Here is a 16086-nt window from a genome sequence, read left to right as displayed (position 1 = left end):
ATTTGAAATTCTCAGTAGCGAACTCTCTATCTGCCAAATTAACCATAACATAACAGATGCGACCGAAGTCTTGTCATGTCTCCGATATAACGTTCTGAAGGCCAATGAATTGCCATTCGGCTTTGACCTGTCCTTGAAGAATGTTCGTCTCGGAGTCACTGATAAAATGAGTGGAAAGCATAAGGTATATTTGGCGGCTATAGAGACGATACTTCCTAAGCTGCATGATCCGGCAAAGGTTATAGGTAAGCTTTATAGTGAAGAAGTGTGTTCGCGTAAAGTTCACAAGCTTGCGGTAAAGAGCCAAAAGGCGCTGGACATTCAATATCGTCCATCCGTACTGGATGTAGACAAACTGCCGAAATTGAGGCTTGCTCGCAAGAAGGATCATCCGAAGCAATGGGGGACGAAAATTGCCACAAGCCTGTCGAATGTCGTTGGTCTGGAACGGGTTGGGTTCCTCAGCCTGGCGTACAATTCATCGTTTAACGTGAACACATTGCCGAATCTTGCAAGTCGAATTGTATTGGGAGCTAAGTTACGCCTAGATCAGATCCCCATCGAGTGGACCAACTATGGCTGTGCTGGAGGGCTGTATGCCCTGAAATCAGCGTATGATTTCTGTGCTGAGACAGAAAAGGCTGCCATTGTTTTTGTATTCGACCAGTGCTCGGCGGCTTATGCTGACCCGATATACGATCCGGACGAAAAGCACTTTAAGTCGTTTTTGAGATCTGCTCTTCTGTTCGGCGACGGAGCCATCGGATTTCTCCTGATTCCAGAGAGTCTTAGAGACGTATACGAATACCCTCTCATGGAAATTAAAGATTTTGAACGAGTGTTCCATCCCGGGAGTCACGTTGGTATGGTAAATGGGAGGTTTCTGACAAAAGAGGGGGTTAAGGAGATAATGCCCAAGCTAGTTTCTAGGCGACTGGTAAGGCCTTTTATCGAGAGACTGCAGGTGGACAAGGACGATATCGCCGAATGGTCAATACATCAAGGCGGCCCGGCTGTATTGAATGAGTTTTCTAAAAAAGGTGTGCTGGGATTGGCAGATGGGCAGTTGGATAGGTCTCACGAACTTTTTCAGCAATACGGGAACTTCAGTGCACCAAGTTGCCTGTTCGTTCTTAATAGCTATTTCTCAGAGGAAAAATTGTCAAAGCGAGGAACCCAAGGAATGGTCGTTGGTTTCGGCGCTGGATATTACTTGGGTGCTATGTATTATCAATGGGGATGAGGTCCAGTCCTGCAATTTCAATCAACGAGAGGCGGTATATGAATTTGGTAAAGCCCTCCATTGTAAGCGCTGTATTGGTAATATTCGTGGGGTGTTTGGGTTTCTCGGCCGGCAATGCGAATGGGATTACTCCAGCGGTGATGTCTCCGTTGCTGGCGGCTCAGGGTTCGAATATTTTTGGAGGGCCAGGCGAGTTTACCGTTTTGCCGGACGTAGTCACCGAAAATAATCGCGCCGCCTTTGTTAATCCGCCGGAGAATGGCGGTGCGAGCTGGAAAGCCATTAGCGTCGGCAAAGGCCATAGCTGCGCCATCCGCAATGACGACACCTTGCTGTGCTGGGGGGACAACACGTTTGGCCAGGCGAATCCGCCGGAGGGGCAATTCGTTTGGGTTGCGGCCGGTATGCTGCAAAGCTGCGGGATCCGTCTCGATGGGCAACTGCTGTGTTGGGGGAGCGAGCGGGCGCGGCCGAAAGAACCTGCGGAGGGTACATTCAAATCCGTAAGCGTGGGCAATAGCCATACATGCGCCATTCGTCATGATGGCTGGGTGCAATGCTGGGGCGCCGATACGTTTCAGCAAACCGATGCGCCGGAAGGCCAGTTTGAAGCGGTCAGCGCGGGAGGGAACCATGCCTGTGCACTCCTGGGGGATGGCCGTTTGGTTTGCTGGGGTGAGCAATCGTTTACCGCGTATCCGGCGCCGGCAGGCCGTTTTCAGGCAGTCGTCACTGGAGAAAGCCATGCCTGCGCGATTCGCGAGGATGATAGCGTGGTTTGCTGGGGTAATGACGGCTACGGCCAGATCAAAGCGCCGGAAGGCGCCTTTAAGACCCTCACCGCCGGCGGTTTCCACACCTGCGGGTTGCGTTTCGACGGTGTCTCGGTCTGTTGGGGGCGCGATGATGCAGGCCAGAGCAACGTCCCGGTGGGTGAGGGATTCAAGGTTTTGAGCGCCGGCGGCATGACCAGTTGTGGCATCCGTTCGGACGATTCCTGGCAATGCTGGGGTGGGAATGAGGCGACTGATAGATCGCAAGGAATGCGGGCGCAAGTCCTCGGTTCGGCCCAACCCCAATTTGCCGCTGTCATTCCCGTCTTGCTGCAGATTGCCGGCTTTCTTGGAACCTCGTTGGTTGCTACGGGCAAAGCGATTGATACCAAAACTAATACCTGGGAGGGAAAAGCCGCCGTTATACGGACAATCTGCATGGTTGCAGGACTCGTATTGGCCATAGTGCAAACATCCATGCCCCAGCCACCCGATCCAGTGGCGGAAGCATTGAAGCGTATAGAGGCGGACATTCAAGAACTCAAAGCCGCCGTAGGGCGCATCGAGGCTCAAATGGCACAGATCCAGGCCAAGCTCAACACCCTGGCCTGCAACGTGAGCTTGCAGCCCTTGGTTAATGCGGGATTGATGATCGAAACCGCGCAGGAAAGCTATCTGCAACGCATGACTGAGGCTCAGATCGTCCTCCAGGCCTATGCGGCGAGGGCGCATGACCCTACCGTGGCCGTGCCCGATCCCACTCCGGACATGGCGAGTTTTGTTGGTGAATACGAAAATAAATTGCGACTGGCGCTGAATGCGGTTCATGAGGCTCTAGTGCCGGCGCTCTCGACGAAATCCAGCGCGTTCGACGACTGCATGGAAAAGAGTTTATCGCAATGGAAAGCGCAGGCGAATATTCCTTTCGTGGACGACCGTGTTTACTACCAGCCCATTTATGAAATCTTGGGATATGCCCTCGCTTACCAAGGCATGGCGCTGCTCATGCTGCAAGACAGTAATCTTTGGCACGCCGAACAGAAATTGCGTGGGGGGAAGGTTGAAAATAAGGCGGAAGATCTGCTCGGCTTCTGCGCCGTCATCCGAGAAAACGGAAAAGCGGGCGGTCCGCAAGCCGCAGTTTGGCAGCAGGCCCAGGCATACTGTGATGACACTACCAATCTTACCGAGAGAACCTATAAGCGAATGGTGCAGCAGGTCGAACGGGCCGGCGCACCCTATGCGGATGATGATACAATGCTGTCATTGGGGGCAAGACTTATCGGACAGAATGTGCCCTGGGGCAAAGACTCCTGGCTGTGGGTGCGCGATGTGGATGCCTATGGCGATACGCGGGGGCTTTTCAAGGCCGGGATACCGCAGCCTCAAATCAATCAGGAGAAGGAATATACGCTCTACCGGAATTGGGAGCCGGCAGGTCAAGCTTGGTTGGATGTCAAGCACGTCCTCCTTAAGCAGCTTGCCGCCAAAACTGCGGTCGACTTGCCAGTTCTCATGAAGGATCGCGCGGGTTTCAAGAATATCACCGATAGGCTCATGTGGGCATCAGGAAAGACATTCTACGTTAGATGGAACAATGTTGCGGACTTCCATGATCGTCGCCAATCTAGCATATTCGATCCCCCCCCGATTAACGTTGATGACGTGACCATACGCGATATGAAATGTTTTGTGGGTAGCGGAATTGGGCCGAAGTACGCGGTGGATAAAGGGGTTCAGGGGCTGGTTTGTGGTGAGGCTGAAGTGAAGCAAATCGCTGGGAGGCTTGGTTTGGCTTGGGGGAAAAACAAAATGGATAAAGTTAATTTTGAAGTGGGGACTCGTTCCTGGGAAGATAACCGATATCAACAATATAGAAATCTGCTTGGCGCTGCTTACGGTTATTGGTATTGTTGGGTTCCTGATAGCGCTAGTTACGTTAATGGCCGAATGGTTACCCATTGTGACTGGCGTGGCTTTAAGTCCAAAACGGCGTATTTTCCTAATGAAGACAAGGAGCTATACCGCTGGCCCGTCATAGATTTGGAAAAGTCGCAGTGCACCGGTTCGATGGTGAATGAGGGGGTTAAACGTAACAAGACTACCCCTGGCGGCGCGCTTACCCGCTGCGGCGATGATCTCGATCGCGTCATCAACGCTTTGGTGCCACGGCCGGATTCGCTCAATAAGCAGGCGGCAGGGGCAGCACTGGAGAGCCAGTTGTAGCGCCTACGATTGTCGAAACCTATCTGGGCAGGAAAGACGCTCTGAGGGCCAGGGAACCCGGTGGAGCCGCTTTGCGGCCCCACCCCTGGGGCTCAAAAACTCGACAAGCCGACGAAGTTGTAGCCGGCGTCTACATAGAGAATTTCGCCGGTGATGCCGGAGGCGAGGTCCGAGCAGAGGAAGGCGGCGGCGTTGCCGACTTCTTCGATGGTGACGTTCTTGCGCAGGGGCGAGGCCTGTTCGGCCTTCGCCAGCATTTCCCTGAAATTGGCGATGCCTGAGGCGGCCAGCGTCCGGATGGCGCCGGCGGAGACGGCGTTCACCCGGGTGCCTTCGGGTCCCAGCGAATAGGCCAAGTAGCGGACGTTGGCTTCCAGGCTGGCCTTGGCGACGCCCATCACGTTGTAGTTGGGGACGGCGCGTTCGGCACCCAGATAGGACAGGGTGAGGAGGGAGCCGTTGCGCCCGGCCATCATCGCCCGGCCGGCCTTGGCCAGGGCGGCGAAGCTGTAGGAGCTGACGTCGTGGGCGATGCGGAAGTTTTCGCGGGTCACCGAGTCGACGTAAGAGCCTTCCAGGGCTTCGCGTGGGGCGAAGGCTACCGAGTGGACGATGCAGTCTAGCCCGTCCCAGTGCTTGCCGAGATCGGTGAACAACTGCTCGATTTCTGCGTCATCGGAGACATCGCAAGGCAGGACGATGGCTGAGCCGCATTCGGCGGCCAGTTTTTCCACGCGTTCCTTGAGCTTCTCGTTCTGGTAGGTGAAAGCGATCTCCGCGCCTTGCGCCTTCATCGCTTCGGCGATGCCCCAGGCGATCGAACGGTTGCTGGCGACGCCGACGATGAGTACGCGCTTGTCTTGCATGAAGCCCATGGGATGCTCCTTCGGGATGGGGTCTTTGGAAAGGCGCAGAGTATCGCCAAGGGTCCAAGGGCTGTCCAGCGCTATCGTGTCCGTAGGGTTCGCGTATAATTGCCCACCTTTTTCATGGGCTCGGATTAGTGAGTACCGGATCGAACCAACTCGGGCTTTACCTGACGCTGTTCGCGGCCTTGGGGCTGGCGGGCTGCGAGGGGCCGCTCAACAGTCCGTACCCTGCGGCCGATGCCGAGCGCAACATCCTGTATTCCTCGTTTTCCGAACGCCCCAAGCACCTCGATCCGGCCCGCGCCTACAGTTCCGACGAGAGCCTCATCCTCGGCCAGATCTACGAGCCGCTGCTGCAATACCACTACCTCAAGCGCCCTTATGTCCTGGAGCCGGCGACCGCCGAAGCCCTGCCAGAGATCCGCTATCTCGATGCCGACGGCAAGGTGCTGCCGGCCGGGGCGTTCGATTCGGCCATCGCTTACAGTGAGTACGATTTCCGCCTGAAGCCGGGCATCCGTTTCCAGCCGCATCCGGCTTTCGCGCGTGGTGTGGGGGGAACGTATCTCTATCAGCATCTGAACCCTGAGCAGCTCGCCGGCATTCGCACCTTGGCGGATTTCAGTGAAGCCGGGACGCGCGAGCTGACGGCGGAGGATTACGCCTATCAGATCAAGCGGCTGCTGCATCCGGCGCTGCATTCGCCGATCGCCGAATTGATGAAAGAGCACATCGTCGGATTCAAGGCGCTGGGCGACACCCTCGAGCGCGATTATTTCGCCGCCCCCAAGGGGCAATTCTTCGACCTGCGGCCTTATGCCCTGGAGGGCGTCCGGGTTCCCGACCCGCACAGGCTGGTCATCCGTCTGAACGGCAAATACCCGCAGTTCCGCTTCTGGCTGGCGATGACCTTCTTCGTCCCCATGCCTTGGGAGGCCGACGCCTTCTATGCCCAGCCGGGGTTGATCGAGAAGAACATCACCCTGGACTGGTATCCGGTGGGCTCGGGTCCTTATCTTCTGGCGGAGAACAACCCCAACCGGCGCATGGTGCTGGAGCGCAATCCGGTCTTCCACGAGGACCGCTATCCGGCTGAAGGCGATCCCGCGGACGGGCCGAATGGCCTGTTGGCCGATGCCGGCAGGCTGCTGCCGCTGGTGGACCGGCTGGTGATGAACCTGGAGAAGGAAACCATCCCCTATTGGAACAAGTTTCTGCAGGGCTATTACGATTATTCCGGCATCGCTTCGGACAACTTCGATCAGGCGGTGCAGTTCGGCAGCTCGGGCAGTCCGGAACTGACGCCGGAGATGCTGGAGAGGGGTATCCGGCTGGAAACGTCCGTGGCGGCTACCGATTATTACCTGGGGTTCAATCTGCGCGACCCGGTGGTCGGCGGGCTGGACGAGGCGCACTGCAAGCTGCGCCAGGCGCTCAGCATCGCCATGGACTACGAGGAATTCATCTCGATCTTCATGAATGGGCGGGGCGTGGCGGCTCAGGGGGTGCTGCCGCCGGGCATCTATGGCTACCGGGAGGGGCGGCAGGGAATCAATTCCTACGTCTACGACTGGGTGGACGGGGCTCCACAGCGCAAGAGCATCGAAGCGGCCCGCCGCCTGCTCGCCGAGGCGGGCTATCCCAACGGTATCGACGCCGCGACCGGCAAGCCCCTGGTGCTGTATCTCGATCTTTCCACCCATGGGGCGGACGACAAGCCGTTGCTGGCCTGGTACCGCAAGCAACTGGAAAAGCTCGGCGTGCAACTGGTGTTCCGTGCCACCGACTATAACCAGTTCCAGCAGAAGATGGCCACGGGCAACGCCCAGATCTACCAGTGGGGCTGGAACGCCGATTATCCCGATCCGGAGAACTTCTTCTTCCTGCTCTACGGGCGCAACGCCAAGGTGCCGAACGGCGGGGAGAACGCCTCCAACTATGTCAGCGAGGATTTCGACCGGCTGTTCGAGCGGATGCGCAATCTGGACGACGGTCCGGAGCGCTTAAGGCTGATCGAAGCCCTGCAGGAAAAAGTCCGGCACGATGCCCCCTGGATCTTCGGGCTGCATCCCAAGGGCTTTTCGCTGCATCATGCCTGGTACGGCAATCTCAAGCCCAACCTGATGGCCAACAACAAGCTCAAGTATATGAAGATCGACGCACGGCAGCGCGCGGCCCGGCGCGCCGAGTGGAACCGGCCGGTGTGGTGGCCGCTGTTGGCGGGGCTTGCGCTGCTGCTCGCGGCGGTCGTTCCGGCCTACCTCACTTACCGCCGGCGACAGAGGGCTGCCGCGCTATGACGGCCTATTTGATCCGGCGTGCGCTGTACGCGCTGCCCTTGCTGCTCGGGGTGAATGTCCTCACCTTCGTGCTGTTCTTCGTGGTCAACAGTCCCGACGACATGGCCCGCATGCATCTGGGCCAGAAGCACGTGACCCAGGAAGCGGTCGATCTGTGGAAGCACGAGCGCGGCTACGATCTGCCGCAGCTCTGGAACGGCGAGGCCGAAGGTACGGCCAAATTGACCGAAACCATCTTCTACCAAAAATCGGTGGGGCTGTTTCTGTTCCGCTTCGGCCGCTCCGACAGCGGGCGCGACATCGGCGCGGACATCGCCCAGCGGGCCTGGCCTTCGTTGGCCTTTGCCGTGCCCGCCCTGATCGTAGGGCTACTGGTGCACATCACGATGGCCGTGGGGTTGGTGTTTTTCCGGCTGACCTATCTGGAATTCTGGGGCGTTGCGGCCTGCGTGGCGCTGCTGTCGATCTCCTCGCTGTTCTACATCATCGGCGGCCAGTTCCTGCTGGGGAAGCTTCTGCTGCTGGTGCCGATTTCCGGCTATGACGGCGGCTGGAACGCCGTCAAATTCCTGATCCTGCCCGTACTCATCAGCGTAGTAGCGGGTATCGGCCCCGGCGTGCGCTGGTACCGTACCCTGTTTCTGGAGGAGGTCGAGCGCGATTACGTCCGCACCGCCCGGGCCAAGGGGCTCTCGGAAACTCGGGTGCTGTTCACCCATGTGCTGCGCAACGCGCTGATCCCGATTCTCACCGGCGTCGTGGTCATCCTGCCTTCGCTGTTCATCGGCAGCCTCATCACCGAATCGTTCTTCGCCATTCCGGGCCTGGGCAGCTACACCATCGACGCCATCGGCCAGCAGGATTTCGCCATCGTCCGCGCCATGGTATTCCTGGGCTCGGTGCTGTACATCTTAGGGTTGGTGCTGACCGACATCTCCTACACCCTCGCCGATCCGCGCGTGCGCCTCGACTGATGCTGACCCTGTTCTGGACCGATGCCTTATTCCTGCTGCTGCTCGTCATGCTGAGCGGACTCATTTGGCAGACCCGCAGGCACGAGCATCTGCGCCGGCCCTGGCGCAAGGTCGCCCGCAGCCGCAGCGCGATGATCTCGGCGGTGATCCTGATCGCCTATCTGCTGATCGCCGTGCTCGACTCCATCCATTTTTTGCCGCGGGACGGGGAGGGCGGAGCCCAGTTCAAGACCGAACCGGTCAGCGTGCTGGACTGGTGTCTGATGCCGCTGCGTACGCGGGTGGAGAAGACTTACTCGGCCCCGCTGGCGACGCAAGGCTATGCCAGGGAAAACCTGCGCGAGGCCGACGGCAGCACCCGCTGGGATTATCCGCGCCTCAAACACGGCGGCGCTCATCTCAAAGATCCCGAACGGGCTTGGCTGGGCGACGTGCTGCGGACCGGGTTCAAGGGCGCGGCCGGCGGCTTCGGCTTAGGGGCGATCCTCGGCTTAGGGATCGTGGCGCTGATCGCCCGTGTGCGGGGCCTGCCGTTTTCCCTGGTCGGCGGCGAGGTGCTGTCGGGCCAGAGCGAGATCCCCTGGCGTGCCATGCTGGGCACCGTCATCGCGTTGTGTGTCGTCGGCGGGGTGCTGGGCGAGTTGGGCCTGAAATACCACGTGTTCGGCACCGATAAAGTCGGCGAAGACGTGCTTTACCAAAGCCTCAAGAGCATCCGCACAGGCATTTTGATCGGCACGCTGACCACCTTCGTGACCCTGCCGCTGTCGCTGCTGCTCGGTATCCTCGCCGGCTATTTCCGCGGCTGGGTGGACGACGTGATCCAGTATGTCTACACCACCCTGAACTCGATTCCGGGCGTGTTGCTGATCGCGGCGGTGATCCTGCTCACCCAGGTCTACATGGCCAAGCACGAGGAGGAATTCGCCAGTCTCGCCTTGCGCGCCGATTTGCGCCTGCTGTTCCTGTGCCTGATCCTCGGGATCACGAGCTGGACCGGGCTGTGCCGGCTGCTGCGGGCCGAAACCCTGAAGCTGCGCGAGATGGAATACGTCCAGGCCGCGCAGGCACTGGGCGTGCGGCGGGGGACGATCCTGCTGCGCCACATCCTGCCCAACGTGTTCCACATCGTGCTGATCTCGGTGGCGCTCGATTTCAGCTCGCTGGTGCTGGCCGAGGCCGTCCTGTCCTATGTCAACATCGGCGTCGATCCCACCACCGATTCCTGGGGCAACATGATCAACAGCGCCCGTTTGGAATTGGCCCGCGAGCCGCCGGTGTGGTGGTCGCTCACCGCCGCTTTCACCCTCATGTTCGCCTTGGTGCTGGCGGCCAATCTGTTCGCCGATGCAGTGCGCGACGCCTTCGATCCACGCCGCGCCGACTGAAGGAGTCCTGGTGTACCGAACCCTGATCCATAGCGCCTGCCTTGCCGATGCGCAGGCCGAGCGAATCCTGGCCGCCATTCCCGGCCGGCTCGAACCGCGGCATACCCACTGGCTGCTGCGCCATGACCGGCCGGCGGAACGCGAAGCCGTAGAGGCTCTGCGCACATCGCTCCGGCTGGACATCAATCCGCTGCCGCCAGGCTTCGACGGCGCTGCCGTCGGCTTGCTGGTCACCGACATGGATTCCACCCTGATCGCCATCGAGTGCATCGACGAAATCGCCGACCGCGCCGGTCAGCGCCAGGCGGTGGCGGCGATCACCGAAGCCGCGATGAACGGCGAGCTGGATTTCGCCCAGGCCCTGCAGCGCCGGGTAGCCCTGCTGGAAGGCCTGCCGGTCTCGGTGCTGGAGGCGGTCTACGATGAGAAGGTCGCGCTGAATCCGGGCGCGGAGGCGCTGGTCGCCGCCTGCCGCCGGCGCGGCGTCCGCATCGCTCTGGTGTCGGGCGGCTTCGACTTCTTCGTCGACCGGCTGAAGGACAGGCTCGGGCTGGACTTCGCCCTCGCCAACCGGCTGGAGTCGCGCGGCGGCTTCCTGACCGGACGCATCGAAGGGCCGATCTGCGGCGGGGCGGAGAAAGCCGGCTTCCTCCTCAGCTTGTGCGGCCGGCTCGGCCTCGTGCCGGAAACCTGCATCGGCCTGGGCGACGGCGCCAACGATGCCAAACTGCTCGGCGTCGCGGGCCTGGGCGTCGGTTTCCGGCCCAAGCCCGCCCTGCGGGCCATCGCCGATGCGGTGATCGAACACGCCGATCTGGCCGCCGTCGCCGATTTTCTGGAAGACACGCGATGAGCGGCCCCTTGCTGCAGGTCGAGAATCTCAAGGCCGGCTTTGTCCAGGGCGGGGCGTTGACCAAGGCCGTCGGCGGCGTGTCCTTCGCCATCGAACGCGGCGAAACCTTCGCCCTGGTCGGCGAATCCGGTTCCGGCAAGTCGGTGACGGCGCTCTCGGTGCTGCGCCTGCTGCCGCAGAACGGCAGGATCATCGACGGCAAAGTCAGCCTCAGAGGCCGCAACCTGTTTGCCCTGCCGGAGATGATGATGAGTTCGGTGCGCGGGCGCCGCATCGGCATCGTCTTCCAGGACCCGCAGAGTTCGCTCAATCCGGTCATGAGCGTCGGCCAGCAGGTCGGCGAAGTGCTGCGGCTGCACAAAGGGCTCAACGGCGGCGCCCTGAAAGCCAGGGTGATCGAATTGCTGGGCCTGGTCGGCCTGCCCCGGCCCGAACGGCATTTCGGCGAATATCCGCACCAGCTTTCCGGCGGCATGCGCCAGCGCGTGATGATCGCTATCGCGTTGGCGGGCGAACCGGACCTCCTGATCGCCGACGAACCGACCACGGCGTTGGACGTCACGGTACAGGCGCAGATCCTCGAGCTGCTCAAGCGCCTGCAGCGGGAGACCGGCATGGCGCTGTGGCTGATCACCCACGATCTCGGCATCGTCCACAACATGGCCGACCGCATCGCGGTGATGCGCAACGGCTTGATCGTCGAAGAGGCCAGCCGCGACGATTTCTTCAAACAGCCCCAGCATTCCTACAGCCGCCAGTTGCTTGAAGCCCTGCCCAGACTGAGCCATTGCATCGGGCGCGAACCGGTGCCGCACGACGGGCGTCCCTTGCTGGAGGTCAGTGATTTCAAGGTGCACTACCCGGTCCGCAAGGGTTTATTTCAGCGCGTGGTCGACCATGTGCGGGCGGTGGACGGCGTGTCCTTCAGTCTGCAGCCGGGGGAAACCCTGGCCCTGGTCGGCGAATCCGGCTGCGGCAAGACCACCCTGGGCAAGGGCATCCTCAACCTGATCGAGTCCTCCGGCGGCCGGGTGACATTCGACGGCGCCGACATCACCGCCGCCCGCGGCGAGCAGCGCCGGGCGCTGTGCCGGGCCATGCAGATCGTGTTTCAGGACCCTTATGCCGCAATGAATCCCCGCATGATCGTGGGCGACATCATCGAAGAGGGCATGCAGGCGGTAAACCTGGGCCTGAGCGCCGGGCAGCGCCGCGCCCGCGTCGAATCCCTGCTGGAGTCGGTCGGACTGAACCCGGAAAGCCGGCTGCGCTATCCGCACGAATTCTCCGGCGGCCAGCGCCAGCGCATCTGCATCGCCCGCGCGCTGGCGGTCGAGCCCCGCCTCATCGTCTGCGACGAGCCGACCAGCGCGCTGGACGTCTCGGTCCAGGTGCAGATTTTGGCGCTGCTCAAGGAACTGCGGGAGAGGGAGAAGCTCAGCTATCTATTCATCACCCACGACCTCGGCGTAGTCGCCGACATCGCCCACCGGGTCGCCGTCATGTACGGCGGCCAAATCGTCGAAACCGGGCCGACCGAACAGGTGCTGCTGCGGCCCGAGCACCCTTATACCCAATCCTTGCTCGACGCGTTGCCGGTGCTGCGCAAAGCCTCTTAGCGCAGCTCTCATCCATGTTGGCCCGCCTCAAATCCCAAGCCCGCCGACTCAAGGCGGAAACCTTCGCGCTCTACCTCGCGTCGCGTCATCCGGCGACGCCCTGGTACGCGAAGCTCCTGGTCGCATTCATCGTGGCCTATGCATTCAGCCCGATCGACCTGATTCCGGATTTCGTGCCAGTCCTCGGCTATCTGGATGACCTGGTGCTGATTCCTTTGGGAATCCTGTTGGCGGTGAGGCTGGTGCCGCCGCCGGTGCTGGCCGAATGCCGGGCCGAGGCGGAGGAAATGGCGGCGAACGGCAGGCCGGTGAGCCGTACCGCCGGATTCGCGATCGTGGGCATCTGGGTGGCGCTGGTGGTGCTGGGTTTGCTGTGGGCTTACGAGATGGCCTGGCCGCTTTCGGATCGGTGAATCTTGGCGAGGCTCAGCCGATCATCTATTGCCCTGATATTGCACGGAGCTATTTGCTTTTTGCATTTGGGGATAGCGGATTCGGCGGGTTCCCTTCGACTCCGCTCAGGGAATGGTCGTCCGATGCAGAGGGTGGTTCCTGAGCGGAGGGGGCCAAGTCTGGCGCTTGTCAAACGGCAGAAGCCCATGGGCTGAGCGGATTTGTACCTAGCCGTTTCCGCCAACGCTAGCGCAACCCCGTTGAGCGGCGCAGCGCGGCGTCGATCAGCCGGACGACCAGCTCGGGGTAGCCGACACCGGTGGCTTCCCACATGCGAGGGAATGCCGAGATCGGCGTGAAGCCGGGCATGGTGTTGATTTCGTTGACCACGAAGCTGCCATTTTCCAACAGGAAGACGTCCACCCTAGCCAGCCCTTCGCAGGATAGCGCTTCGAAGACTTCGACGGCGAGCTTGCGCAGCCGCTCGGTCTCTTCCTCGCTCAGCCGCGCCGGAATCTGCACTTCGCTGGCGTCGATGTACTTGGCCTCGAAGTCGTAGAAGGCGTAGCCGTCGGCGACCAGAATTTCGGCGGGCAGGCTGGCGCGCGGACCGTCCTCGAACTCCAGGACGCCGCATTCCAGTTCGCGCCCTTTCAAGGCTGCTTCGACGATCACCTTGGGATCGTGCTCGCGGGCCAACTGGATGGCGCTCTCCAGTTCGGCAGGGGTGTCAACCTTGGTGATACCTATGCTGGAGCCGGCTCGGGCGGGCTTTACGAAGACCGGGAAGCCAAGCCGGGCAATGCGCTCGCGGGCAGAGGCGCGCCCTGCTTCGGTCTCCCAGTCGCGCGGTCGGACGACTGTATACGAGCCGATCGGGAGGCCGAAAGACTGAAGCACCCGCTTGGTGTATTCCTTGTCCATACCCACGGCGCTCGAGAGCACGCCGGAGCCGACGTAAGGTATGCCGGAAAGCTCCAGCATTCCCTGCAACGTACCGTCCTCGCCCCACGGACCGTGCAGCAGCGGCAGCACCACGTCGATCTCGCCCAAGTCTTTCGGCAGAGCGCCGGGTGCGGTGTGGACGACCTCGCGGCTTACCGGACTGACGGGCAGGTTGACTTGGCCGTCGGCGGTCTCGGTGAGCTGCGCCACTGCGGGCAGCGTGGCGCCGGAAATGGCCATGCGGGAAGGTTCATCGGCGGTAAGCGTCCAGCGGCCATCGGCGGTGATGCCGATAGGCAGCACCTCGAAGCGCTCCCGGTCGATTGCACGCAACACGCTGCCGGCGGTGATCACAGAAATTCCATGCTCGGAGCTGCGGCCACCGAAAATCACAGCGATGCGTAGTTTGCGGGCGCTGTCTGGAGAGGAGGAGGGCTCGCCCATCGATCAAAGCATCCCGAGCTGCAGTTTTGCGACTTCCGACATCATGTCGCGGCCCCAGGGCGGGTCGAACACGACGCTGACTTCGACCGCGGACACCGACGGCAGGTTTTTCACCAGGCTTTCGACGTCGCTTTGCAGCACGGGGCCCATGCCGCAGCCGGGTGCGGTCAGGGTCATGATGATTTCGACCTTGAAGCCGTCCGCGCCGTCCGGTATGACGCGGCAGGCATAGACCAGCCCCAGGTCGACGATGTTGACCGGAATCTCCGGGTCGTACACGGTACGCAGGACTTCCCACACGTTCTTTTCCACCGATTCGGCGTCGGCATCGGGGCTGATGCCGGGCAGGATGGGCGGTTCCTTGCCTAGCGCGTCGGCGTCGGCGCCGGCAATCCGCGCCATGTAGCCGCGCTCGGTGGTGACCGTGAAGTTGCCGCCCAGCGATTGGAACAGGCTGACGACCTGGCCTTGCGGCAGCACACAAGGGGTGCCGTCGGGAATCTGGACCGCATTGACATCCCGCCGCAGGACGATGTCTTCACGTCCGTACATGCTGAATTTCCTCCTCGATGATGGATGGTTCGAGCGCGGCGGCGGCAACCCGTTCGCAGTTGGCGTAGGGGCTGTCGCTGCGCATCAAGTCGATGAAATAAGGCGCCAGGGCGGCGGGTTCCGTGGTGGCTTCGGCTGGGAAAGCTTTGCGCCGCAGGCGCGTACGGACCGCGCCGGGCGTGAACAGGTTGACTCTGAGCGTGCCGGCGCCGTCGTATTCGTCCGCAAGGACAAGCGCAAAAGCTTCCAGCCCGGCCTTGGCGACGGCGTAAGGTCCCCAGTAGCCGCGCCGGCGCTCGGCTTCGCTGTCGCTGACGAAGACCACGGCGGCGGCTTCCGATCGCGTCAGCAGGGGCAGCAGGGTCCGGGTCAGGCGGAAGGCTCCGGTCAGGTTGACATCGAGCGCTTGGCTCCACTGGGTATCGGTGACGTCCCGCAGCGGGCCCAGATAATCCATGTGCGCGGCGCAATGGATCAGCCCGTGCAACGCGCCGAACTGGGATTCGATCGAGCCGGCGATGGCCGACAGTTCTTCGGCTGTAGCGGTGGCCAGGTCCAGCGGAGCCAGGAGCGGTTCCGGGTCGCCCTGCCGGACGATGCGGTCGTAGGTGGCTTCCAGCCTGGCGAGGGTGCGGCCCAGCAGGATCACCGTCGCGCCGGCATCGGCACAGGCTTCGGCGGCGACGGCGCCGAGATCCCCTCCGGCGCCGGTGATCAGGACGATGCGGCCTTCGAGTGTGGGGGCAGTGGTAGTCATCGCGGGCAGCCGTTCAACAGCCCCCGGCGTTCTCCGCACCGGGCTTGCGGAATGCGGCCAGGTAATTGACGCCGATGTCGGACGTCAAGTGGAACTGGCCGGTGATGGGGTTGTAGCCGATGCCTTCCATGCCGGCGAGGTCCAGGCCGCGGTCGCGCGCCCAGCGGCTTAGCTCGGAAGGACGGATGAAGCTGCCGAAGTCATGGGTGCCCCGGGGGATCATGCGCAGCAGGTATTCCGCGCCGACGATGGCCAGGAGATAGGCCTTGAGGTTCCGGTTCAGGGTCGAAAAGAACACGGTGCCGCCGGGCTTGGCCAGCCTCGCGCAGGCGGCGACCACCGACGCTGGATCCGGCACGTGCTCCAGCATTTCCATGCAGGTCACCACGTCGAATTCACCGGGCTGCGAGTCCGCCAGCGCTTCGGCGCTGATCTGCCGGTAGGCCACGGTCAGGCCGGACTCCCGGCAGTGCTCTTCTGCGGTACCCAGAAGGTCTTCGCTGAGGTCGATGCCCAAGGCAGTCGCGCCAGCCTTGGCGAGGGCTTCGGTGAGGATGCCGCCGCCGCACCCTACGTCTACCGCCTTGCGGCCGGCCAGTGAAGTGTGCGCCTGGATGAACTGCATCCGCAGGGGATTGACGGCGTGCAGGGTCTTCAGTTCGCCGTCCGGGTCCCACCAGCGGTGGGCGTGGGAGCCGAATTTCTCGATTTCGCCGATATGGACGTTGTCGGTTGCCATGGGTCTCGACC

13 protein-coding genes are annotated in these 16086 nt (G+C 61.6%); 8 read left to right on the top strand and 5 right to left on the bottom strand.

Annotation, left to right across the window (positions count from 1 at the left end; genetic code table 11):
- The first annotated feature begins 166 nt into the window (after positions 1-166).
- Positions 167-1243, top strand: coding sequence for a 3-oxoacyl-[acyl-carrier-protein] synthase III C-terminal domain-containing protein (locus OOT43_RS03630; protein WP_266023345.1), 1077 nt, complete (start codon positions 167-169; stop codon positions 1241-1243).
- Between the two features lie 38 nt (positions 1244-1281).
- Positions 1282-4242, top strand: coding sequence for an RCC1 domain-containing protein (locus tag OOT43_RS03625; RefSeq protein WP_266023344.1), 2961 nt, complete (start codon positions 1282-1284; stop codon positions 4240-4242).
- Between the two features lie 92 nt (positions 4243-4334).
- On the opposite strand, the gene OOT43_RS03620 is transcribed toward OOT43_RS03625, so the two are convergent.
- Positions 4335-5117: an enoyl-ACP reductase FabI gene (locus OOT43_RS03620; protein WP_266023343.1), complete on the bottom strand. Its 783-nt coding sequence runs from the start codon at positions 5115-5117 to the stop codon at positions 4335-4337.
- A gap of 128 nt (positions 5118-5245) precedes the next feature.
- Here OOT43_RS03620 and OOT43_RS03615 point away from each other — a divergent pair, with 128 nt between their 5' ends.
- From OOT43_RS03615 to OOT43_RS03590, 6 genes are read left to right on the top strand one after another with little or no spacing between them, the layout of a single operon-like run.
- Positions 5246-7411 (top strand): ABC transporter substrate-binding protein, encoded by a 2166-nt coding sequence (locus OOT43_RS03615; protein WP_266023342.1) that lies wholly within the window; start codon positions 5246-5248, stop codon positions 7409-7411.
- Positions 7408-8385: an ABC transporter permease gene (locus OOT43_RS03610; protein WP_266023341.1), complete on the top strand. Its 978-nt coding sequence runs from the start codon at positions 7408-7410 to the stop codon at positions 8383-8385. The genes OOT43_RS03615 and OOT43_RS03610 overlap by 4 nt, the downstream gene beginning before the upstream one ends.
- A complete protein-coding gene (locus OOT43_RS03605; protein ID WP_266023340.1) occupies positions 8385-9773 on the top strand; it encodes an ABC transporter permease in 1389 nt (462 codons plus the stop codon). Before OOT43_RS03610 ends, OOT43_RS03605 begins: the two co-directional genes overlap by 1 nt.
- 10 nt (positions 9774-9783) lie before the next feature.
- The gene (gene serB / locus OOT43_RS03600) at positions 9784-10626 is read left to right on the top strand and encodes a phosphoserine phosphatase SerB (protein WP_266023339.1); all 843 of its coding nucleotides are present in this window, start codon (positions 9784-9786) and stop codon (positions 10624-10626) included.
- Positions 10623-12245 carry an ABC transporter ATP-binding protein gene (locus OOT43_RS03595; protein ID WP_266023338.1) on the top strand — a complete coding sequence of 541 codons (1623 nt, stop codon included), beginning with the start codon at positions 10623-10625 and terminating at the stop codon, positions 12243-12245. The genes serB and OOT43_RS03595 overlap by 4 nt, the downstream gene beginning before the upstream one ends.
- 14 nt (positions 12246-12259) lie before the next feature.
- Complete coding sequence (locus tag OOT43_RS03590) at positions 12260-12658, top strand: YkvA family protein (RefSeq protein ID WP_266023337.1); 399 nt, start codon at positions 12260-12262, stop codon at positions 12656-12658.
- Between the two features lie 226 nt (positions 12659-12884).
- Here OOT43_RS03590 and OOT43_RS03585 read toward each other — a convergent pair whose 3' ends face one another.
- Genes OOT43_RS03585 through ubiG form a run of 4 tightly spaced genes read right to left on the bottom strand, consistent with a single transcriptional unit; the run spans position 12885 to position 16075 of the window.
- Entirely contained in the window at positions 12885-14027 is a 1143-nt protein-coding gene (locus OOT43_RS03585; protein WP_266023336.1) for a D-alanine--D-alanine ligase family protein, read from the bottom strand.
- 3 nt (positions 14028-14030) lie between these two features.
- Complete coding sequence (gene sufT / locus OOT43_RS03580) at positions 14031-14579, bottom strand: putative Fe-S cluster assembly protein SufT (RefSeq protein ID WP_266023335.1); 549 nt, start codon at positions 14577-14579, stop codon at positions 14031-14033.
- Positions 14566-15336 (bottom strand): SDR family NAD(P)-dependent oxidoreductase, encoded by a 771-nt coding sequence (locus tag OOT43_RS03575; protein WP_266023334.1) that lies wholly within the window; start codon positions 15334-15336, stop codon positions 14566-14568. The genes sufT and OOT43_RS03575 overlap by 14 nt, the downstream gene beginning before the upstream one ends.
- A gap of 13 nt (positions 15337-15349) precedes the next feature.
- A complete protein-coding gene (gene ubiG / locus OOT43_RS03570; protein WP_266023333.1) occupies positions 15350-16075 on the bottom strand; it encodes a bifunctional 2-polyprenyl-6-hydroxyphenol methylase/3-demethylubiquinol 3-O-methyltransferase UbiG in 726 nt (241 codons plus the stop codon).
- Positions 16076-16086: the final 11 nt, after the last annotated feature.

Origin of the sequence: Methylococcus mesophilus, from assembly GCF_026247885.1 — a bacterium.
Taxonomy (GTDB): domain Bacteria; phylum Pseudomonadota; class Gammaproteobacteria; order Methylococcales; family Methylococcaceae; genus Methylococcus; species Methylococcus mesophilus.
This window is presented reverse-complemented; position numbering and strand designations above follow the sequence as displayed.